Origin of the sequence: Salinimonas marina (assembly GCF_015644725.1) — a bacterium.
In the GTDB taxonomy this organism is placed as follows: Bacteria; Pseudomonadota; Gammaproteobacteria; order Enterobacterales; family Alteromonadaceae; genus Alteromonas.
The window spans coordinates 824278-843164 of the sequence record NZ_CP064795.1; the positions used below are offsets into that span (position 1 = coordinate 824278).

Annotated in this window: 16 protein-coding genes and 1 pseudogene; 12 read left to right on the forward strand and 5 right to left on the reverse strand. The window is 51.6% G+C overall.

Annotation, left to right across the window (positions count from 1 at the left end; all coding sequences use genetic code 11):
* Nucleotides 1–6 precede the first annotated feature (6 nt).
* The 12 genes from murD (at nt 7) to mutT (ending at nt 14775) form a co-directional block, all read left to right on the forward strand.
* Complete coding sequence (murD, locus tag IT774_RS03540) at nt 7–1317, forward strand: UDP-N-acetylmuramoyl-L-alanine--D-glutamate ligase (protein WP_195811362.1); 1311 nt, start codon at nt 7–9, stop codon at nt 1315–1317.
* The gene (ftsW, locus tag IT774_RS03545) at nt 1311–2588 is read left to right on the forward strand and encodes a cell division protein FtsW (protein ID WP_195811363.1); all 1278 of its coding nucleotides are present in this window, start codon (nt 1311–1313) and stop codon (nt 2586–2588) included. Before murD ends, ftsW begins: the two co-directional genes overlap by 7 nt.
* Nucleotides 2575–3663: an undecaprenyldiphospho-muramoylpentapeptide beta-N-acetylglucosaminyltransferase gene (gene murG, locus IT774_RS03550; protein WP_195811364.1), complete on the forward strand. Its 1089-nt coding sequence runs from the start codon at nt 2575–2577 to the stop codon at nt 3661–3663. The genes ftsW and murG overlap by 14 nt, the downstream gene beginning before the upstream one ends.
* Nucleotides 3653–5095, forward strand: coding sequence for a UDP-N-acetylmuramate--L-alanine ligase (murC, locus tag IT774_RS03555; protein ID WP_195811365.1), 1443 nt, complete (start codon nt 3653–3655; stop codon nt 5093–5095). Before murG ends, murC begins: the two co-directional genes overlap by 11 nt.
* Before the next feature lie 2 nt (nt 5096–5097).
* Nucleotides 5098–6045, forward strand: coding sequence for a D-alanine--D-alanine ligase (locus IT774_RS03560; protein WP_195811366.1), 948 nt, complete (start codon nt 5098–5100; stop codon nt 6043–6045).
* A gap of 19 nt (nt 6046–6064) precedes the next feature.
* On the forward strand, nt 6065–6793 hold the full coding sequence (locus IT774_RS03565; protein WP_195811367.1) for a cell division protein FtsQ/DivIB: 729 nt from the start codon (nt 6065–6067) through the stop codon (nt 6791–6793).
* A gap of 19 nt (nt 6794–6812) precedes the next feature.
* Complete coding sequence (ftsA, locus tag IT774_RS03570; RefSeq protein ID WP_195811368.1) at nt 6813–8042, forward strand: cell division protein FtsA; 1230 nt, start codon at nt 6813–6815, stop codon at nt 8040–8042.
* 112 nt (nt 8043–8154) lie between these two features.
* Complete coding sequence (gene ftsZ, locus IT774_RS03575; protein WP_195811369.1) at nt 8155–9327, forward strand: cell division protein FtsZ; 1173 nt, start codon at nt 8155–8157, stop codon at nt 9325–9327.
* Nucleotides 9328–9472: 145 nt separating this feature from the next.
* Nucleotides 9473–10384: a UDP-3-O-acyl-N-acetylglucosamine deacetylase gene (lpxC, locus tag IT774_RS03580; RefSeq protein ID WP_195811370.1), complete on the forward strand. Its 912-nt coding sequence runs from the start codon at nt 9473–9475 to the stop codon at nt 10382–10384.
* Nucleotides 10385–10574: 190 nt separating this feature from the next.
* Nucleotides 10575–11450, forward strand: coding sequence for a M23 family metallopeptidase (locus IT774_RS03585; protein WP_195811371.1), 876 nt, complete (start codon nt 10575–10577; stop codon nt 11448–11450).
* Nucleotides 11451–11608: 158 nt separating this feature from the next.
* A complete protein-coding gene (secA, locus tag IT774_RS03590) occupies nt 11609–14359 on the forward strand; it encodes a preprotein translocase subunit SecA (protein WP_195811372.1) in 2751 nt (916 codons plus the stop codon).
* Nucleotides 14359–14775 (forward strand): 8-oxo-dGTP diphosphatase MutT, encoded by a 417-nt coding sequence (gene mutT / locus IT774_RS03595; RefSeq protein ID WP_195811373.1) that lies wholly within the window; start codon nt 14359–14361, stop codon nt 14773–14775. The genes secA and mutT overlap by 1 nt, the downstream gene beginning before the upstream one ends.
* 227 nt (nt 14776–15002) lie before the next feature.
* Here the strand turns inward: mutT and IT774_RS03600 are convergent, their stop codons facing one another.
* The 5 genes and pseudogenes from IT774_RS03600 to IT774_RS03620 all read right to left on the reverse strand — a co-directional run bounded on the left by IT774_RS03600 (nt 15003) and on the right by IT774_RS03620 (nt 18589).
* Nucleotides 15003–15872: an aspartoacylase gene (locus IT774_RS03600; protein WP_195811374.1), complete on the reverse strand. Its 870-nt coding sequence runs from the start codon at nt 15870–15872 to the stop codon at nt 15003–15005.
* Between the two features lie 12 nt (nt 15873–15884).
* Nucleotides 15885–16118: a DNA gyrase inhibitor YacG gene (gene yacG, locus IT774_RS03605; protein WP_195811375.1), complete on the reverse strand. Its 234-nt coding sequence runs from the start codon at nt 16116–16118 to the stop codon at nt 15885–15887.
* A gap of 44 nt (nt 16119–16162) precedes the next feature.
* The gene (zapD, locus tag IT774_RS03610) at nt 16163–16915 is read right to left on the reverse strand and encodes a cell division protein ZapD (RefSeq protein WP_195811376.1); all 753 of its coding nucleotides are present in this window, start codon (nt 16913–16915) and stop codon (nt 16163–16165) included.
* A 69-nt stretch (nt 16916–16984) separates the two neighbouring features.
* Entirely contained in the window at nt 16985–17587 is a 603-nt protein-coding gene (coaE, locus tag IT774_RS03615) for a dephospho-CoA kinase (protein ID WP_195812198.1), read from the reverse strand.
* 37 nt (nt 17588–17624) lie between these two features.
* Nucleotides 17625–18589, reverse strand: a pseudogene (locus IT774_RS03620) (prepilin peptidase).
* Between the last annotated feature and the right edge of the window lie 298 nt (nt 18590–18887).

An 18887-nucleotide genomic window follows, 5' to 3' on the forward strand; every position in this document is an offset into this window, starting at 1 on the left:
GTGCTAATGAGTGATCAGTTAAACGCAAAACGGATAGTCGTGGCCGGGCTTGGGCTCAGCGGCCAGGCCTGCCTGCGTTTTCTGACCCGTCAGCCGGTGCAGCTAAGCGTCTGGGATACCCGGACCGATCAAGCATTGCCAGAAGGGCTGCAGATCCCGCTGGTACTGGGCGAGCCGCCCGCCGGGTTTTGGAATGATGTCGATATGGTGGTGGTAAGCCCCGGTCTGGCGCTGAATCATCCCCAGCTGCAAATAGCGGCGGGCCAGGGCGTGGAAATCATCGGCGAGATTGAACTGTTCGCCCGCTTCAATCAGGCGCCGGTGCTGGGCATCACCGGCTCTAATGGTAAAACCACGGTGACCTTACTCACCACCCATATTTTAAACGCTTTTGGCATTAATGCCGTGGCGGCAGGCAATGTTGGCTTGCCGGCGCTGGATACCCTGGCCCTGGCACCTGAGGCCGTGGTGCTTGAGCTTTCCAGCTTTCAGCTTGAAACCACGCGGTCGCTGGCATTGGCCGGGGCCACCATTTTAAATATCAGTGATGATCATCTGGACCGGCACAAAACACTGGCGGCCTACAGTGAGGCAAAACAGCGTATTTACAGCCATGCCCAGACCGCGCTGTGCTGGCGTGACCAGCAGCTGACCTATCCCTTGCCGATAATGGTCGAGGTGGTCGAGTTTGGCCAGCAGTCTGCCACCGAAGATTTTGGAGTCAGCAATAACTGGATCACCTGGCAGGGTCAACCGGTGGTTGACCTGGCGCAGGTCCGGCTGGTAGGAGCCCACAATATTCTGAATATTCAGGCGGCGCTGGGACTGGCGATGCTATTGGGGGTAACCCCGGAACAGGCTGCCCCAGCGGTTTACCAGTTTGAGGCGGTGGCGCATCGCTGCGTACCGGTATCGGCTAAAGACGGTATTACCTGGATTGATGATTCAAAAGCGACCAACGCCGGCGCCACCATGGCGGCGATTGAGGGGCTGGGTGCAGGGCGCACCGGCAAGTTAATTCTGATTGCTGGCGGCGATGCGAAAGGCGCCGACCTGAGCTGTCTTAAACCCTATTTTGAACAATATATTGATGAGCTGGTGACGCTGGGACGTGACGGCGAGTTGCTGGCCAGGCTGAAGCCGGGGGCGATGCATACCCGCTCTATGGCCGAGGCAGTCGCGCAGGCCCACAAGCTGGCAGCGCCAGGAGACACGGTGCTGTTGTCACCCGCCTGCGCGAGCCTGGATATGTTCAATAACTACGAGCACCGCGCTCAAGTGTTTGTCGATGCCATTGAAAAAGGATTCTCATGCTAGCCGCTGCCACGACCAGGCTTACTGAATTATTCAATGCCCGGCATGGCCAGGTCGGGCAGCAGCGTGCCTATGATCTGTCGCTGGTGTTGGTGAGTCTGGCGCTGATGACCATCGGATTAGTGGTCGTCACCTCTGCTTCCATGCCGGTGGCTGAGCGCGAATACGCGAACCCGTTTTACTTTTCTTCGCGGCATATGATTTATCTGGTGGCGGCTTTGGTGGCCGCCGCCGGTGTGCTGACGGTACCCATGCGCTTCTGGCGGGTCACAAATCCGTATCTGTTGATTCTTGCCATCGTATTGCTGGTGGCAGTATTGGTGGTGGGGCGCAGCATTAATGGCAGTACCCGCTGGATTGTAATAGGGCCCTTGACCTTGCAACCGGCAGAGCCGGCAAAACTGTTCTTTTTTACATACCTGGCCGGTTATCTGGTGCGCCGATACGAAGAGGTGACGGAGAACATCAAAGGCTTTATCAAACCTCTGGCGGTGTTGTTTGTGCTGGCTACCATGCTGTTGTTGCAGCCGGACTTTGGTACCGCGGTGGTAATGCTTACTACCACCATGGGGCTGTTATTTTTAGCCGGTGCGCCGCTGTGGCAGTTCTTTGGCGTGGTGTTTGTAGGTCTGGCTGCGGTGGTTTCGCTAATTGTGTTTGAAGAATACCGGATGCGCCGGGTCACCTCGTTTCTGGATCCCTGGGCTGATCCGTTTGGCAGCGGGTATCAGTTAACTCAGTCGTTGATGGCGTATGGTCGGGGCAGCTGGTTCGGCCAGGGCCTGGGCAACAGTTATCAAAAGCTGGAATTTCTTACCCAGGCGCATTCAGATTTTATCATGGCAATTCTGGCCGAAGAGCTGGGCTTTGTGGGTGTGCTCACCGTCCTGGGGCTGATTTTCTTTCTGGTGATCCGCACCCTTAAAATCGGCAATCGGGCGCTGTCCCACGAACGCCCCTTTGAAGGTTATCTGGCTTATGCCATCGGTATCTGGTTCAGCTTTCAAACTGCGGTGAATATCGGCGCCAGTGTCGGGATTTTACCTACCAAGGGGCTGACCCTGCCACTGATCAGTTATGGCGGCACCAGTTTAATTGTGATGATGGTGTCAATTGCCCTGCTATTGCGTATCGATTTTGAGTTGCGGGTTGATGGGGTGCAGGCGCTAAATCGGGGTGACAACCCCCGCAAGCTTAAAAAACCGGTCGCCCGGCAACAGGTACGTAAAATGGTCAGTGATGTTAAGCAGGAGGCTGACGATGCCAACGCCTAAACGCTGTGTGATCATGGCCGGCGGTACCGGCGGCCATGTGTTTCCCGCCCTGGCGGTAGCGATTGCCTTGCGTGAACGCGGCTGGGATGTGCAGTGGCTGGGTACCGCCGAGCGAATGGAAGCGCGGGTGGTCCCCGCCAATCAGTTCGACATTCATTTTTTACCGGTAACAGGCTTACGGGGTAAAGGCCTTAAAGTACGGCTGCAGGGGCTGCTGGCATTAGGGAAAAGCCTGTGGCACGCTCGGCGGTTATTGCAACGGCTGAAGCCTGACCTGGTCGTAGGCTTTGGCGGTTATGCCAGCGGGCCTGGCGGCGCCGCTGCTTACAGTTTGCGTATTCCGCTGATGATTCATGAGCAAAATGCAGCGATAGGGATGACCAACAAGCTGTTAGGCCGGTTGGCCAAAAAAATTCTGTTGGGCTTTAGTGCCGCCCAAAACCAGTTTGGCCAGGTAGCCAACCGGTGTGTTACCGTCGGCAACCCAATTCGACAGGAGATTGCCTCGCTTCAACCAAAAGTCAGTACTCACACACCCCTGCGCGTTCTGATTGTGGGGGGCAGTTTAGGATCGGCGCCACTGAATGCGGCGATCCCGGATATTGCCGGGCGCTATCCGGGTTTATCCGTTTGGCATCAAAGTGGAAAGAATCAGGCGCAAGCTTTAGAGCAGGCCTATGCCGGCGCCCATTGTGAATGGCAGGTAAGTGAGTTTATCGAACAAATGCATGAAGCCTATGCCTGGGCCGATGTCATCATTTGTCGGGCGGGGGCGCTGACGGTATCTGAAGTCGCCGCGGCAGGGCTCACGGCGGTCTTTGTGCCCCTGCCACATGCGGTGGACGATCATCAGACCAAAAATGCCCAGGCGTTGGTAAACAATGAGGCGGCGGTATTGATTCCGCAACAAAATTTAGCAGCGCAGTTACCTGGGGTAATTGAACGCTGGCTGGCTGATCCTGGGCGCTGTGTAGCCATGGGTAAAAATGCCCGCCAGCAGGCACAATTAGATGCCACAGACAATGTAATTAACCAGTGTATAGCACTGACAGGAGAGACGGCTGATGGTGTTTGAAACGCCGTTCCAAAGTCCGCAAATGCGGAAAGTTGAAACCATTTTTTTTATCGGCATTGGCGGTGCGGGAATGGGTGGTATTGCTGAAGTGTTGCTCAATGAAGGCTATAAAATTGCCGGCTCAGATCAGCAAACCGGTACCATGACCCAACGCTTGAGCGCGCGCGGTGCCACGGTGTGCATTGGGCATGCCGCGGAAAATGTAAAAAATGCAGATGTAGTGGTGGTTTCCAGTGCCATCAACGAACAAAATCCGGAAGTCATATACGCACGCCAGCATCGAATTCCGATTATTCGCCGCGCCGAGATGCTGGCCGAATTAATGCGCTTCCGGCATGGCATTGCGGTGGCCGGCACCCATGGCAAAACCACCACCACCAGTCTGATTGCCACTATTTTTGCTGAGGGCGAGCGGGATCCTACGTTTGTCATCGGGGGCTTACTCAATAGCGCCGGCACCAATGCTCGTCTGGGGCGTAGCCGGTATCTGATTGCCGAAGCCGATGAAAGCGATGCCTCATTTTTGCATCTGCAGCCGATGGTGTCGGTAGTGACCAATATTGAACCTGATCACATGGATACCTATGACGGTGATTTTGGTCGCATGAAAGACACCTACGTGGATTTTCTGCACAACCTGCCATTTTATGGTCAGGCGATTATGTGTGGCGACGATGAAAATATTCAGGCCATTCGTGACCGGGTAGGGCGCAGTATTCTTACCTATGGCATCGCCGAGGATAATGATTTTGTGGCCCGGGATATTAAGCTGGGCTTTGGCCAGGCACACTTTACCGTCAGCCGGCGCGGACACAGTGATTTAACGGTAACCCTGAATCTAACCGGGCATCACAATGTGCTAAATGCCCTGGCCGCCATTGCAGTGGCCACGGACGAAGGCGTGGAAGATGATGCCATCGTGCGGGCCCTGGCCGGATTCAGAGGTATAGGACGACGCTTTGAGGTGCTGGGCAACTATGCAACCAGTGTCGGCGAGATTACGCTGGTGGATGACTATGGTCATCACCCCACTGAAGTAGCCGCCACCATTGCTGCGGCGCGGGCTAACTGGCCTGAGCGCCGGCTGGTCATGGTGTATCAGCCGCATCGGTTTAGCCGAACCCGGGACCTGTATGAAGATTTTGTCGAAGTATTATCCAAGGTAGATGTGCTGCTGATTCTGGATGTCTATGCCGCCAGTGAACAGCCCATTGAAGGAGCGGACAGTAAATCCTTGTGTCGGTCAATTCGCATGCGCGGCCAACTCGAGCCGGTGTATGTTGGTGATAAGGAAAATTTACAAGGATTGCTGGCGAACCTTCTGCACGGCGATGATGTCATAATGACTCAGGGAGCAGGTAATATCGGGCAAATTGCTGCAAAACTTGCTGAAAAAGAATGCGAGCCAAAAAATTTTTTGGATGAGAAATAGTAATGGAAAAACAATATCAGGCATCTGATTTCGGCCGCGTGGCTGTGCTGCTTGGTGGCGACTCTGCCGAGCGTGAAGTGTCCCTGCGATCAGGAACGGCGGTGCTGAATGCCTTGCAACGGTGTGGAATTGAGACTATTGCCTTCGATCCTAGCGAGAGGCAAATAACTGATTTAATTGATGAAAATATAGACCGCGCGGTTATCATGCTGCATGGCCGGGGCGGTGAAGATGGCTCGATGCAAGGGGCTTTGCAACAGCTTAAAATAGCCTATTCCGGCAGTGGTGTGCTGGGCTCAGCATTAGCCATGGACAAGATTCACAGTAAGCAAATTTGGGAAAGCCTGGGTCTGCCCACTGCGAAATACCAAATTGCTGATAAAACAAGCTTTGAAGCTGGATCATGCAGCGCTATAATGAAAAAATTGGGGAACAAAGTCATGGTTAAGCCCGCTCGTGAAGGTTCGAGCATCGGCATGGCCAAAGTGACGTGCGCTAAACAACTCGAAACTGCCGTACAAGATGCTTTTCATTACGATGATCAGGTGTTACTAGAGCAGTTCATTGATGGACAGGAATACACCGTAGCCTTGCTCAATGGCAAAGCACTACCGTCTATCCGGATGTCCACCCCCCATACATTTTACGACTATGCGGCTAAGTACCAGGACAATACCACCGAGTATTTTTGTCCCAGCGGACTGGCCGCAGAAGAAGAAGTCAGGCTGGCCGAATTATCGACCAGAGCCTTCCACGCGTTATCTGGCAGCGGCTGGGGAAGGGTGGATGTGATGCGTGATGAAGCAACCGGAACCTTCTTTTTGCTTGAGTCAAACACCGTGCCTGGCATGACCGAAAAAAGCCTGGTGCCGAAAGCGGCAGCAGCAGCGGGCATCGATTTTGATGCATTATCAGTGGCTATTTTGACCACCAGTATGCCCGCAAGTTAACAGGGAAAACCATCGGCACATGCAGCTGTTATCTCGTAAGCAAATACGCTTTATTAGCGGCCTGACCTTTCTGCTGTGTGTGCTTGGCAGTTTGTTATATGCCGCATTTGCCGTGCGAGACTGGCTCAAAGACGAACAGCGGATGCCGGTACAGGTTATTGAGTTTTCGGGTGATTTTGACCATGTGAGCCTGACCCGGCTGGAACGGCTGATTCGAAAAAGTCAGCCCGGCAGTTTTTTTGAGCTGGATGTGAATGAGGTGTTCCGACTGGTTGAAGCACAGCCCTGGGTATATCGGGCGTCGGTGCGCAAACAATGGCCGAATACCCTGAAAATTTATCTGGTGGAGCAACAGCCGGTGGCGCAGTGGAATGAGGATATGCTGCTCAATCCGTATGGCGACACATTTGAAGCCAGCGCCGGCGAGTTGACCTTACCGCGGCTGTATGGTCCAGGCGGTAGTGAAAAGACCGCGCTGGAAGGGTACAACGCCATGAAGTCGTTGCTGGCAACCTCATCGATGGCGATTGCGGAATTGTCGCTAAGCGAACGGTTTGCCTGGCAGATGCAGCTTAAAAACGGGGTAGAGCTCAATTTAGGTCGGCAGGAATTTATTGACAGACTACAGCGGTTTATCGATGTATACCCGCTATTAACCAAACAAGAAAAACCGGTACGGTACGTTGATTTGCGCTACGACACAGGATTTGCTGTGGGCTGGCGAATTGACGATAACAAACGCAGTTAGTGAGAGAGTTTAAATTACTATGTCAAAACCCGCTGAGCGCAATTTGATCGTCGGCCTGGATATTGGAACCAGCCAGGTGAAAGCCGTGGTTGGCGAAGTGCTGAACGACAGTCAGATCAGTATTGTTGGAGTTGGAACCCATGCAGCAAAAGGCATGGACAAAGGCGGGGTGAACGACTTAAACCTGGTGGTGAAGTCAGTACAAAATGCGGTTAACGAGATGGAATTGATGGCAGATTGCCGGGTCTCGTCGGTATTTATGTCGATCTCAGGTCGCCATGTTAAGTGTCAGAACGAAAATGGCATGGTGCCCATCAACAACCAGGAAGTCACCCAGGAAGATGTGGATAACGTAATTCATGCGGCGCGCTCAGTACCGATTGCGGCCGAGCGCCGGCTGCTGCATGTGTTACCGCAGGAATATACCATTGATGTCCAGGAAGGCATCAAAAACCCCATCGGCATGTCGGGGGTCAGAATGGAAGCCGATGCGCACATTATTACCTGCGCCGATGATATGGCGAAAAATCTGACAAAGTGCATTGAGCGCTGCGAATTAAATGCAGACCAGCTGATTTTCTCGGCGCTGGCATCAAGCTATGCGGTACTGACAGATGATGAAAAAGAGCTGGGCGTATGTGTGGTGGATATTGGCGGCGGGACCATGGACATCGTCATTTACACCGATGGTGCCATTCGCCATACGGCGGTGATCCCGGTAGCGGGTAATCAGATTACCAGTGATATCGCCAAGATTTTTCGCACACCGATCAGCAATGCTGAAGAGATAAAAGTGAATTATGCGTGCGCACTGAAAGACATGGTGAGCATGGAAGACAATATAGAGGTGCCGAGCGTTGGCGGGCGGCCTGCCCGGGCGATGTCACGGCATACTCTGGCTGAGGTGATCGAGCCTCGGTATCAGGAACTATTTGAGTTAGTGCACGATGAAATTCGTGCCAGTGGCCTGGAAGAACAAATTGCAGCAGGGTTAGTCCTGACCGGCGGTACCGCCAAAATGGAAGGGGCTGTCGAATTTGCTGAAGAGTTATTTCAGATGCCTGTGCGTGTTGGCAAACCGATCAATATCAAAGGTTTGTCGGAATATACTGATGATGCTGGTTTTGCCACGGTTGTAGGACTTCTGCAATATGGCAAGATGCAATCAGAGAATAAGAAAATCAGTAAGCATAAACCGGTAGAAAGTTTTATTAACCGGGTGCAAAGCTGGTTCAAAGGCGAATTTTAAATTTTTTTATTTTGGGGGCGCTATCGCCGGTACATGAAGGTTGTCAAGGAAGCGCATAACCTGCTGACAATGTTCTGGCGTAGTGTTGAAGACGTACAACCGGAGAGTAAGTATGTTTGAATTAATGGATAGTCACGGCGAAGAAGCCGTAATCAAAGTCATCGGAGTCGGTGGCGGCGGTAACAATGCAGTTGAGCACATGGTGTCTCAGTGTATTGAAGGCGTTGAGTTTATTGCAATTAACACCGATGCTCAGGTGCTGCGCAGTTCCAGTGCAGATGTCACCTTGCAAATTGGTTCCAGTGTGACCAAAGGCCTGGGTGCAGGCGCCGATCCAAATGTGGGTCGTGATGCCGCACAAGAAGATCGTGAAACCATTCGTCAGTCGCTGGACGGCGCGGATATGGTATTCATCACCGCAGGAATGGGTGGCGGTACCGGTACCGGCGCAGCCCCGGAAGTGGCCAAAATTGCCCGTGAAATGGGAATTCTTACGGTAGCGGTAGTGACTAAACCTTTCCCATTCGAAGGTAAAAAACGCACAACCTTTGCTGAACAGGGCATTATTGAACTGGCCAACAATGTTGATTCACTGATCACCATTCCAAACGAAAAACTGTTAAAAGTGATGGGGCCGGGCACGCCGTTGCTACAAGCCTTTAGTGCCGCCAACGACGTGCTACGTGGTGCGGTGCAAGGCATTGCGGAGCTGATCACCCGCCCAGGCCTGATTAACGTGGATTTCGCCGACGTACGTACAGTTATGTCGGAGATGGGCAAAGCCATGATGGGCTCTGGTGCTGCCAGTGGTCCGGATCGCGCTGAAGAGGCCGCGGAGTCTGCTATTGCCAGCCCGCTGCTGGAAGATATCGACCTGTCTGGCGCCCGCGGTATTCTGGTGAATATTACAGCTGGCCCTGATTTTGCAATTGATGAGTTTGAGACCGTCGGTAATGCGGTTAAGGCATTTGCCAGCGAAAACGCCACGGTAGTCGTGGGTACCGTTATCGATATGGAAATGACCGACGAATTACGGGTAACCGTGGTCGCAACAGGTATTGGCGCAGAGAAAAAACCAGACATTTCCCTGGTGAGTTCTGAAGGATCGCGCCTGTCATCTTCTGCTCGTGAGTTTGGCGGTAATACGCCTTCAACGGGGGAAAGCCGCGCCAATGTGGGTGGCACCGATGGCAACCAAGCGCTTAAAGCTGATGATGATGTACAGCCTAACAATGATCTGGAGTACCTGGATATACCAGCGTTCCTGCGCAAGCAGGCGGACTGATATTTTCAGGCTTTAGGAATTGGGCGCGTGGCTGATGCTGCTTAATACCGGCATCAGCGCTAAGGTTAAAAGTTTCGATTTTTGACAACGGGCAATTTGTGCCTGTATAATACGCGACCGCTTTTTGAATAGGTAAAAGCATATCATGATTAAACAACGTACAATCAAACATCCGGTACAAGAGACCGGCATTGGTTTACACAAAGGGGAAAAGGTCACTATGACTCTCCGGCCTGCGCCTGCGAACACAGGAATTGTGTTCCGGCGGATTGACCTGGAACCGTTTGTGGATATTCCTGCGCGTGCAAATGCTGTAGGTAACACCGTGTTGTGTACGTGTGTTAATAATGAAGACGGTGTGAGCATTCATACTGTTGAGCATTTGGCATCGGCACTGGCAGGGCTGGGAATCGACAATATTATTGTCGAAGTAGACAGCAACGAGCTGCCCATCATGGACGGTAGCGCAAGTCCGTTTATTTTCCTGCTGCAGTCTGCTGGTATCGAGGAGCTAAATGCACCAAAACGCTTTTTACGCATTAAAAAGCCGGTTCGTGTAGAAGACGGTGACAAATGGGCCGAGTTGCTGCCACATGATGGTTTCCGGGTCGATTTTGAAATCGATTTTGACCATCCGGTGATCAGCCAAACGCGCCAGAAAATGGTTATGGACTTTGACAGCTGCAGTTATGTGAGCGAGATCAGTCGTGCCCGTACCTTTGGGTTTATGCGTGATGTTGAGTACATGAATGCCAATAACCTGGCGTTAGGTGCCAGCATGGAAAACGCCGTAGCATTGGATGAGTTCAGAATTCTGAACCCTGAAGGCCTGCGTTACGATGATGAGTTCTTAAAGCATAAAATTCTGGATGCCGTTGGTGACTTGTATTTAGGTGGTCACAGTATTGTGGGTGAACTACGTGCCTATAAAACTGGCCACGGACTCAATAACAAGCTGCTCAATGAAGTACTGGCCAATGCTGATGCGTGGGAATTTGTTACCTACGACAATCAGGAAGAAGTACCGATTCGTTACGCCGAACCTGTACTGGCCTAGTCGTTAACGCGATGCATAAAAAAACCGCCATCCTATCTGGCGGTTTTTTTGTATCTGGCACCATGCCTTATCCGCTGATTTTTATACCTTTGTCATAAAGCAAAGCTGCTATAGTTAGAATTGTTAATCCTATTTGTTCATCGCCGCGAACAGCGGTACACTATTGCTCGATTTTTCTAAGAGTTGTGAAATGAAACTGACCATAAACCTGACCGGCAAAACACTTCGCTATCAGCGCACATTCAGCGTACGTACGCTGGTGAGCCTGACGGTTTTGTCGTCTTTGTTTATGCTGGTATCCAGCCGTTCTACCGAGTCGGTGAATGAAGATCTGGCCCGTATTGCGCTCGCGCAGCAGGCCCACACCGCCGATCAGGAAGAGCTTGAGGCTCTGAAGCTGAGTACCGAAGCACAATTACAGGTTTTAATTGAACAACTGGCCCGGCTTAATAGCAAAATGTCGCAACTGGACGGCCGGGGCCAACAAATTGCAGAACAACTGGGAATGAAGGCACAGGATCTTGATGCCTTCACATTACCGGCAACATCAACAACACTGGATAACGAGCCGCTGCTAAAACAGCTGCATGTCATGGAAGCCTCACTGGAAAACAAATCGCGTCAAATTGCGATGCTTGAAAGTTTAGTTTCCGGGCACCATATCCAACAACAAAGCCAATTGTCGGGAAGGCCTGTAGAGGCGGGATGGTTGTCTTCTTATTACGGAATGCGCACAGATCCATTTAATGGCAAGCCTGCGATGCACAAAGGTTTGGATTTTGCCGGTGCCGAAGGCGATAACGTGGTAGCGACTGCTGCCGGCATTGTAACCTGGGCCGCAGAACGCTATGGCTATGGCAACCTGGTTGAGATTGAGCACAAAGATGGGTACATCACCCGCTATGGGCATAATCAGTCTATCGAGGTTGCTGTAGGCGAGGTGGTCACCAAAGGTCAGGCCATCGCGATCATGGGTAACACCGGTCGTTCCACCGGCGCCCATGTGCATTATGAAGTAATAAGACACGGCCAGCCTGTCGATCCTCTTCCCTTTACCCGCAATTGATAAGAAAAATCACTGTTCGGTGCGAAAACTACACCAATACAGACAATCAAAAATTAGGGTGAGTTGCGCGGTGCCAGCCACAGCGCGATGTCATTTTTCTAAACCCAAGGTGCAGGCCCGTGACAGGCTGCCTTATCAGTAGTGGAAATTGCAACGTAATGTTTTCAAGCGTCCTGAGAAAAGTGTTCGGTAGCCGTAATGACCGACTTATAAAAAAGCTAAAAAAATCTGTCGATGCCATCAACGGTCTGGAAAAGGAATTTGAAGCGCTTTCTGACGAAGAACTGAAAGCCAAAACCGACGAATTCAAAAAACGGCTGGCTGAGGGCAGTACGCTGGACGACTTGCTGATTGAAGCATTTGCCACCGTGCGTGAAGCCAGTAAGCGCGTGTACGGCATGCGGCATTTTGATGTACAGATGCTCGGTGGTCAGGTGCTGCACAATGGGCAGATTGCCGAAATGCGCACCGGTGAAGGTAAAACCCTGACCGCGACCTTGCCCACCTACCTCAATGCGTTATCCGGTAAAGGTGTGCATGTGGTTACCGTCAACGATTATCTGGCCAAACGGGATGCCGACTGGGCCCGGGAATTGTTTGCCTATCTGGGGATGACCGTGGGCTGTAATATTCCTGGTATGCCACCGCAGATGAAGCGCGAAGCCTACGAGTCAGATATTACCTATGGAACCAACAATGAGTTTGGGTTTGATTACCTGCGAGACAACATGGCGTTCAGCCCGCAGGATCGGGTTCAGCGAGAGCTGAACTTTGCGGTGGTGGATGAAGTTGACTCCATTTTGATTGATGAAGCCCGGACCCCGCTAATTATCTCCGGCGCTGCTGAAGACAGCTCGGCCCTGTATCGCAGCATCAATACCATTATCCCGGAGCTGGTAAAGCAGGACAAAGAAGATGAAGAGGGTGCTCATGGTGATGGCGACTACACCGTGGATGAAAAAGCCAAGCAAATCCATCTGACTGAAAATGGTCAGTTGCATGTAGAACAAATTCTGCACCGCAATGGCATTTTGCCTGAAAATGAAAGTCTGTTTGATGCTGGTAATATTTCGTTATTGCATCATATCAACGCCGCGCTACGTGCCCACAAATTGTTCCAAAAAGATGTCGATTATCTGGTAAAAGATGATCAAATCGTTATTGTTGATGAGCACACCGGGCGTACCATGGAAGGCCGTCGCTGGTCAGAAGGCTTGCACCAGGCGGTAGAAGCCAAAGAAGGGGTTAAGATCCAGAACGAAAACCAGACGCTGGCTTCCATTACCTTCCAGAATTATTTCCGGCTGTATAACAAGTTGTCGGGCATGACCGGTACTGCTGATACCGAAGCCTTCGAATTCAATCATATCTATAGCCTGGAAACTGTGGTTATCCCCACCAACAAGCCGATGATTCGTAAGGATATGGCGGATCTTATCTACATGACCGCCGAAGAAAAGTACGATGCAATTGTGGCGGATATCAGAGAGTGCGTAAAGCGCGGCCAGCCGTCATTGGTCGGTACCATTTCTATCGAAAACTCCGAGCTGTTGTCCCGGGTGCTGAAAAAAGAAGGCATCAAGCACAAGGTATTAAACGCCAAGTTCCACGAGCATGAAGCCGATATCATCTCTGAAGCGGGTCGTCCGGGTGCGGTCACCATCGCCACCAACATGGCCGGTCGGGGAACCGATATTGTACTGGGCGGAAGCTGGCAAAGTGAGGTGGAAAAACTGGAGAATCCCACCGACGCTCAAATTGAAAAAATTAAGAGTGAGTGGCAAACACGCCATGATGCGGTCCTGGAATCCGGTGGCTTGCATATTATTGGTACCGAACGCCATGAGTCACGGCGTATCGATAACCAGCTACGGGGCCGTTCAGGTCGTCAGGGCGATGCTGGTTCAAGTCGTTTTTATCTGTCGCTGGATGATGCGCTGATGCGTATTTTTGCTTCGGAAAAAATGGCCGGCATGATGAAACGTCTGGGCATGGAAAAAGGTGAGGCCATTGAGCATCCCTGGGTATCCCGCGCCATCGAAAATGCGCAGCGCAAAGTTGAAGGCCGTAACTTCGATATTCGTAAGCAATTGCTGGAATACGATGATGTGGCCAATGATCAGCGTAAGGTTATCTACGAGCAACGCAACGAACTGCTGGATGAAGGCGATATCAGCGAAACCATTCAGGCGATTCGTAAAGATGTGGTCGCGGGTGTGATTGATGAATATATTCCGCCGCAGTCGTTAGAAGAAATGTGGGACGTAGCAGGATTGCAGGAACGTCTGAAAGCCGACTTCTCGGTAGATATGCCGCTGCAGGAATGGCTCGACAGTGACGAAAAACTGTACGAAGAAAAGCTGCGTGAGCGCATTCTCGATGAAGTCGAGGCGGCTTACAAAGCCAAAGAAGAAATGGTGGGCGAGCAGGTCCTGCGTCAGTTTGAAAAAGCAGTGATGCTGCAAAATCTGGACAGTCACTGGAAAGAGCATTTGGCGGCCATGGACCATCTTCGTCAGGGCATTCACTTGCGTGGCTATGCACAGAAGAACCCTAAGCAGGAATACAAACGTGAGTCGTTTGAGCTTTTCTCGCAGATGCTTGAAGCGCTGAAGCTGGAAGTCATTACCATTCTTAGCCGGGTTCAGGTGAAAGAAGAGTCAGATGTGGAAAAAGTAGAAGAACAGCGTCGTCAGGCAGACGATGTTCCGAAAAACTTTGAGCATGAGAAAACCACGCCAAAACCGGAACCCGCGCAGGCTCAGGCGCAAGTGCAGGGGCAAGCCCCCGCACAGGGCGGCAGCCGGGTGCAAAGCACCTTGCGTGAAGGCCCGAAAGTGGGTCGAAATGACCCGTGCCCATGTGGCTCGGGGAAAAAGTACAAACAGTGTCACGGTAAATTGAGCTGATGAAACAGGTACTGGTGGCGGTAGGCATTATCCTTCGCCACAACCAAACCTTTGTAACGCTGCGTGCCGATGACAAGCATCAGGGCGGTAAGTGGGAGTTTCCCGGTGGTAAAGTGGAAAATGACGAAACCGTCTTGGCCGCACTGCGCCGCGAGCTTTACGAAGAAGTCGGTATTGCTGTTATTCAGACGCAGCCGCTGATGACCATCGAACATGATTATGGCGACAAACGGGTTTGTCTGGAGGTGCAGGTGGTAACCGGCTTTGAAGGTGAACCCTATGGCCGTGAGCAGCAGCAAGGCCGGTGGGTCAGTGTAGATTTGCTGGACCCGCAGGAGTTTCCGGCCGCCAACCAGGCTATTATTGAAGCACTGCAAAAGCACTACCGGCGTGATGATGTGGGATTGAACCCATAAGCATAAACCAAAAAACCAGCCTGAGGGCTGGTTTTTTTATGTCGTCAGGGCGGCGCTTGTAAATGACTCAGGCTTCTTAGCGTGCTTTTTAGTGCTCGCAGCGCTTATTTTAAAGCCGCAGCGCTTATTTTATCAGCCTATCAGGCAAAGGTTTGCCTGACTGGCCGGTTAACAGGACGAATGCCTGTCGGTGGTGGTTGCCGGTTACCAATGCAGCATTTCAGCTATTAAAGCGTCACCAGACTGGCGGTAGCGAAGGCCACATGTTGTTTGGCATAGGCGGCTTCGTTAATAAAATGCGGATAGGTAGGCGATTCGCCTTCCCACACAATTTCACTGCCATCAAAGCATTTGAATACCGGCTGACCGGCTAGCAAGGGCGTAAAATCGGCATCCTGTAACTGATAATGCACCATCGCTTCACGTTCACCTGCCGCGGACAATGGAAACTGCACTTCATGGCCTAACCGAAACCCCTCACAGGGTGGCAGGTTGCTGGTTTGCCCCTGTTGATAGGCCAGACAAAAATCCAGTACCGTATGGGTCAGGGCCTCGGTAAGCTGATATACCTCCTGCCTAAGCACACCCTGGGGCTGGCCGCCGATTTCCAGCATCACGCCCCGTTTGCCTGTGGTACACAGATAACGGTGATCGCTGAAGGGTTTTTCATCTTCAAGCAAAATGTTGGCCTCGGGCATGTGCTGTTTTACAAACCTGGCCAGCTGAATGTAAAACTCACTGGCTTCCAGAATAATCAGGGTTGCGCCCATGGCACTGGTGGTATTGTGAATATCAATAACCAGATCCGTGGCCGAGTCACCTTTGGGCCCCAGCGTGGCATTTAGCTGCCGGGCCAGAATGGCCTCCTGAGCACTGCCTTGTTCCTGCAATGCAGCGGCACTGAACTGTCGATTTAAATCCTCTTCAATAAAGCGCACATTCGCCTGCAGCGCAGCTTCATTGGCCAGGTGCAGTGATAGCGTCAGGGTACTGGTATATTGTGCAGGAATACCGCTGTGACGCCAGTTTTTGACAAGCTGGATGCCACTGGTTTCGTTGCCATGGGTGGCACCGACCAGTGCAACAGAATTCAGCATGAGGGCAGTTCCTTAATGTTTGAAAAAGTCATCGGGTTGCTGACTCAGCATCGCCTCAATCTCTTCAATATCGACAGCGTCGGGGCTGGCTTCGGGAGTTTGTTTGGCCGCAGCAATGGTGCGCTCTTCGCTGGCCCATTCGCCTAAATCAATAAGCTGGCATTTTTTGGAGCAAAAGGGCCGAAACGGGCTGGCGGTGGCCGACCATTCAACTTCTTTGGCACAAATAGGACATTTAACGAACATAATCTCTCTTTACAAATGGCTCTATCGAACAATAACAACTGGGTTTAACAGGCCGCGACGGAAAAGCTGACATCATCTTCCACCGACACATTGGCCCCGGCGGTGGGTTCAAACCACATAAAGCGCAGGGCGTAGCGGTATTTATTGCCGCTTAAATTCGGATAATAGCCGCCCTCTGTGGAACAACGAACCCGGATAAGTTCATTCTTGTCCTCCGCGACCCCCTGATAAAAGCCGTTGGTGGCGGTAATAGGGCGAAATTGGCCGCGTTCCCGTAAAAACGACAGGCAGATACTGATGGCTTTATCGACACTGCTTAGCGTGGCAAGCCAGTTGTTCATGCTGGCGGTGCGCTGGTCGTCGGGCTGGGCCAGCCAGAAGTGCAAGTTGGGTAAATCAAAGCTGCACGCGCCGCCGGGAATGGCAAAACGCTGGCGGATACTGGCCAGAAACTTGTCGTCTTTTAATTCAGTACCAAATTTTTTGCAGGTTTTCAGCTTGTCACGCAACGCCACAATGGAGTTCATGGTTTGTTCTAAGGCGCCGCTGTCAATATTAGGATGCTGCGACCAATACATCAGATTTTTTTCGTGGGCATCAAGATCCTTAATGATGTCGGTACGAATATCGATGCGCTCAAATAAATCGAGCAGGGTAAACAGCTGGTCAAAAAAATACATCTGCAACTGGGAAGAAGGAGCTGACGCGCCGCTTTTCAGTTGCGCAATCAGCTGTTCAATGCGCAGGTAATTTCGCACTTTCTCTTTGAGTGGAAATTCGTAAACGGTGTCAGACATGTATTTCCTCGTTATCACTTCTTTTAAGCACTAAAACGTAAAAATACAAAAATTTCAAGTAAAATGGCGTTATGACGGCGCTGACAGGCTCAGATACTGCTGGTGGAGGCGGGTAACCTGAGGAGCAAGGGCATCTATTTCACCACTGTTATCAATAATATCGTCCGCCGCTTCACGGCGTTGCTCGCGACTGGCCTGAGATTTCATAATATTTTTGATAACTTGCTCATCACTGCCATCACGTTTAACCGCTCGGGCCAGCTGCAGGGATTCGGGACAATCGATGACCAGCACCCGCTGGCACATCCCGGTCAGGTTGTTTTCAATTAACAGCGGCACCGCCAAAATGCAATAAGGGCCGGGTGCCTGTTCAATTTGTTGCTGCATCAGACGTCGGATGGCCGGGTGCAGCAACGCATTCAGCCAGTTTTTATGCTGCTCGTTATCAAATACCGCCTTTCTGAGGGCAGTGCGATTAAGCTCGCCATGGGTGTTGAGCATTGCGTCACCAAAATACTCAGCAATTCGGGCCAGCGCCGCGGTGCCTGGCTCAACCACCTGACGGGCGACCACATCCGCATCTATAACCGTGATCCCTAATTTTTCAAACTCCCGGGTCGCGGCACTTTTGCCACTGCCGATTCCCCCGGTCAGGCCCACCACAAAACTCATGATGACCACTGCTGTGGATAACAACAAAACCAACGCATTACAAAATCCACTGCAGGTACGTATCAATGATAGGCTGTTTATACAGCAGAGTCAGCAACCCGGCAACCGCCAGATAGGGGCCAAAGGGGATGGCCAGATTTGAATTCTGACCGCGCTTCAGCATTAACCCAATCCCCACCATCGCGCCCACCAGGGAGGACAAAATAACAATCACCGGCAACCCTTGCCAGCCTACCAGAGCCCCCAGCGCAGCCAGCAACTTAAAGTCGCCATATCCCATGCCTTCCTTACCGGTAAACAATTTGAACAGCCAGTACACCGCCCACAAACAAAAGTAACCCATCGCCGCACCAATAATGGCGGTAGGGGCATCCACAAACACCTGCTGGGTACTGGCCAGCAACCCTACCCATAACAGGGCCAGGGTTAACTGGTCGGGCAGCAGCATTTTGTCCAAATCAATTAGTACCATTGGCACCAGTAACCAACAGGCCAGAATCGCAATCACGCCCTGGCTGTTGGGGCCAAAATGCCAGGCCACCCAGGTACACAATAAGGCGGTGCTCAGCTCTACCAGCGGATAACGGACAGAGATTCTGGTTTTACATTGGGCGCAACGGCCTTTTAAAAACAAATAGCTTATTACCGGAATATTTTCCCATGCCCGGATTTTGTGCCCGCAGGCAGGGCAGGTACTATCGGGTTTAACCAGATTAAAAACGGCGGTTTCGTGTGGTGAGGGAGAGTCAAAGCCCGCGGATGAGGTCGCGCTGCTATCAGGCCCGGGCGCGCCGGTGGGTGCATTATCGCCAGCTTCGGGGCCAGTACCATGGCATCCGTTTCATAATAAGCCTGATAATCGGCTTTAAATTCGCGTTCCATCATTATGGGCAGGCGGTATACCACCACATTTAAAAAGCTGCCCACCAGTAAACTGACGACAAATACAAGGCTTAAAAAAAACACCGGGCTGGTCTGGCAAAGCTCAATAATGGCGTACATAAATAAAATTTTCGTTTTCAACTGGTAAGAAACAAAAGTGTGCCAGAGCCAGGCTAAGGGTACAAATCCTGATATTTGGCTCTGACTACTGTCAATTGGCAACCGGCAATACTATTATCTTCAGCCCGGACCACCAAAATTACCTTGTCGCGCTGGTTTAGCCTGAAAGATTTTGCCTGAGCCGGGTTTTAGCGTCTGTGCTGACGGATAAACATTCTAAAAAAAACTACAACGGCAAAGAAAATAGATTTCACCGGCCCGAGCGGCCGGTTTTTATTTAGTTTTTACCTAGCTTTTA

What these genes read in the sequence shown, in the direction of transcription:
- murD (WP_195811362.1), top strand. Translation starts at nt 7, where the DNA reads ATGAGTGATCAGTTAAACGCAAAACGGATAGTCGTGGCCGGGCTTGGG.
- ftsW (WP_195811363.1), top strand. Translation starts at nt 1,311, where the DNA reads ATGCTAGCCGCTGCCACGACCAGGCTTACTGAATTATTCAATGCCCGG.
- murG (WP_195811364.1), top strand. Translation starts at nt 2,575, where the DNA reads ATGCCAACGCCTAAACGCTGTGTGATCATGGCCGGCGGTACCGGCGGC.
- murC (WP_195811365.1), top strand. Translation starts at nt 3,653, where the DNA reads ATGGTGTTTGAAACGCCGTTCCAAAGTCCGCAAATGCGGAAAGTTGAA.
- IT774_RS03560 (WP_195811366.1), top strand. Translation starts at nt 5,098, where the DNA reads ATGGAAAAACAATATCAGGCATCTGATTTCGGCCGCGTGGCTGTGCTG.
- IT774_RS03565 (WP_195811367.1), top strand. Translation starts at nt 6,065, where the DNA reads ATGCAGCTGTTATCTCGTAAGCAAATACGCTTTATTAGCGGCCTGACC.
- ftsA (WP_195811368.1), top strand. Translation starts at nt 6,813, where the DNA reads ATGTCAAAACCCGCTGAGCGCAATTTGATCGTCGGCCTGGATATTGGA.
- ftsZ (WP_195811369.1), top strand. Translation starts at nt 8,155, where the DNA reads ATGTTTGAATTAATGGATAGTCACGGCGAAGAAGCCGTAATCAAAGTC.
- lpxC (WP_195811370.1), top strand. Translation starts at nt 9,473, where the DNA reads ATGATTAAACAACGTACAATCAAACATCCGGTACAAGAGACCGGCATT.
- IT774_RS03585 (WP_195811371.1), top strand. Translation starts at nt 10,575, where the DNA reads ATGAAACTGACCATAAACCTGACCGGCAAAACACTTCGCTATCAGCGC.
- secA (WP_195811372.1), top strand. Translation starts at nt 11,609, where the DNA reads ATGTTTTCAAGCGTCCTGAGAAAAGTGTTCGGTAGCCGTAATGACCGA.
- mutT (WP_195811373.1), top strand. Translation starts at nt 14,359, where the DNA reads ATGAAACAGGTACTGGTGGCGGTAGGCATTATCCTTCGCCACAACCAA.
- IT774_RS03600 (WP_195811374.1), bottom strand. Translation starts at nt 15,872, where the DNA reads ATGCTGAATTCTGTTGCACTGGTCGGTGCCACCCATGGCAACGAAACC.
- yacG (WP_195811375.1), bottom strand. Translation starts at nt 16,118, where the DNA reads ATGTTCGTTAAATGTCCTATTTGTGCCAAAGAAGTTGAATGGTCGGCC.
- zapD (WP_195811376.1), bottom strand. Translation starts at nt 16,915, where the DNA reads ATGTCTGACACCGTTTACGAATTTCCACTCAAAGAGAAAGTGCGAAAT.
- coaE (WP_195812198.1), bottom strand. Translation starts at nt 17,587, where the DNA reads ATGAGTTTTGTGGTGGGCCTGACCGGGGGAATCGGCAGTGGCAAAAGT.